Source organism: Streptomyces polyasparticus, from assembly GCF_014493765.1.
Classification (GTDB): Bacteria; Actinomycetota; Actinomycetes; order Streptomycetales; family Streptomycetaceae; genus Streptomyces; species Streptomyces polyasparticus.
On sequence record NZ_JACTVJ010000101.1, the window covers coordinates 1 to 1297 of the forward strand.

1 protein-coding gene and 2 pseudogenes are annotated in these 1297 nt (G+C 64.8%); all 3 read right to left on the bottom strand.

What is annotated here, in order from left to right:
• Positions 1-76: 76 nt before the first annotated feature.
• On the bottom strand, positions 77-376 hold the full coding sequence (locus tag H9Y04_RS45625; protein WP_187820144.1) for a hypothetical protein: 300 nt from the start codon (positions 374-376) through the stop codon (positions 77-79).
• An 81-nt stretch (positions 377-457) separates the two neighbouring features.
• Positions 458-910 (bottom strand): annotated as a pseudogene (locus H9Y04_RS48845) (ISKra4 family transposase); the annotation flags it as partial.
• A 103-nt stretch (positions 911-1013) separates the two neighbouring features.
• A pseudogene (locus tag H9Y04_RS48635) lies at positions 1014-1196 on the bottom strand (HNH endonuclease); the annotation flags it as partial.
• Between the last annotated feature and the right edge of the window lie 101 nt (positions 1197-1297).

A 1297-nucleotide genomic window follows, 5' to 3' on the forward strand; every position in this document is an offset into this window, starting at 1 on the left:
ACGGAAACCGCTCATTCAAGGGGCTGTTGGAACGCGAGCACCCGGACCACCGTGCATCGTAGGGCGCTGAAGGTCCCTAGCTGCGAAACCAGGCTCGATCGCCTTGAACGTGCAAGAGAAACTGATCTACCGACCCTGTCGGTGACTCCAACGTGAGTTGCTCCTCGATCGGGGCGTATGCCGCGTCGAAAGCCTCCCCAAACTCCTCCGCCTCCAGCAGACGGAGCGTCTCGTCGAACCACGGCTTCACAGCGGTGAACGCGTCGGTGCTGATGAAGCGGCCGTGCAGCCAAGGCCAGTCCATATCGTCAATAGTGATCTCGCCTAGCAGGACATCGCCCTTGTAGAGGCGCCAAAGCTCACCCGTATCAACCACACCGCGAGGCTAGCGCGACACACTGACATCGGTGACGGATGACTACCGGCCGTGACGCGATGGCCGACATCTGATCGCGGTTCAGGAGCTGAGTTGGTATCGGCGCTGGTCGGGGATGGGATAGAGGCGCTGGTGCTCGCGCGTGGTGTGGTGACGCCAGTAGGAATCGAAGTCACCGTTGTCGATCAACGTGCGGAGTCTGAGGACGGCTTCGGCGCCGGCGAGACCCCAGCGGGCTCCGGTGATGTCCAGGCGGTCGCCGATCAAGTGTCGGCAGGCGCCCTCGATCGCGCCGGTGGCGATCGGCCAGCCCGCGGCCAGGGCGATGTCGTAGCGGAGCTGGTCAAGGTGGCCGGTCAGATAGCGACGGCAGGTATCGACGGCCTCTCTTCGGTTGGCGCGGAGGCCGGCCTGGTCGGCTTGGGCGGTCATCTCCTGGGCGGCGCGGCTGGCTTGACCTGCGAGGATCGTGGTCAGATGGCCGGCGACCCAGGCGTCAGCCTCGGTAGTGCCGGGCTTGTGGAAGGCATGGGCGTGAAGTAGGCCGCCGACGAGGTGCCCCTGGCTGAGGTCCTTTTCCGACGGCCCCTTCCCGAACCGGACGGGCCAGTTGTCCCGGCATCCGGCTCTCCAGTGATCAATTCCGAGTGGCTGGTGCTCTGCCCGCATGGATGTGGTCGTGGCAGCGGCGGCAGACCACAAGTGTCTTCCGGCGCCGTTGAGCCATGAGTTGCACCCAGAGCGGGCGTTTGCGTCGGCCGGGTTTGGTGAGGTCGGCGAGCTTGCGGATGTGGTGAACCTCCAGGTCCGCAGTGGTCTCGCAGAACTCGCAGTGCCCGGCAACGGGTCATGTCCCCTGTAGTGGTGTAACGGCGTCGGGTTGATCTTCTGGCTGGGGGTAGATCGAGTCCATGCCGCCTT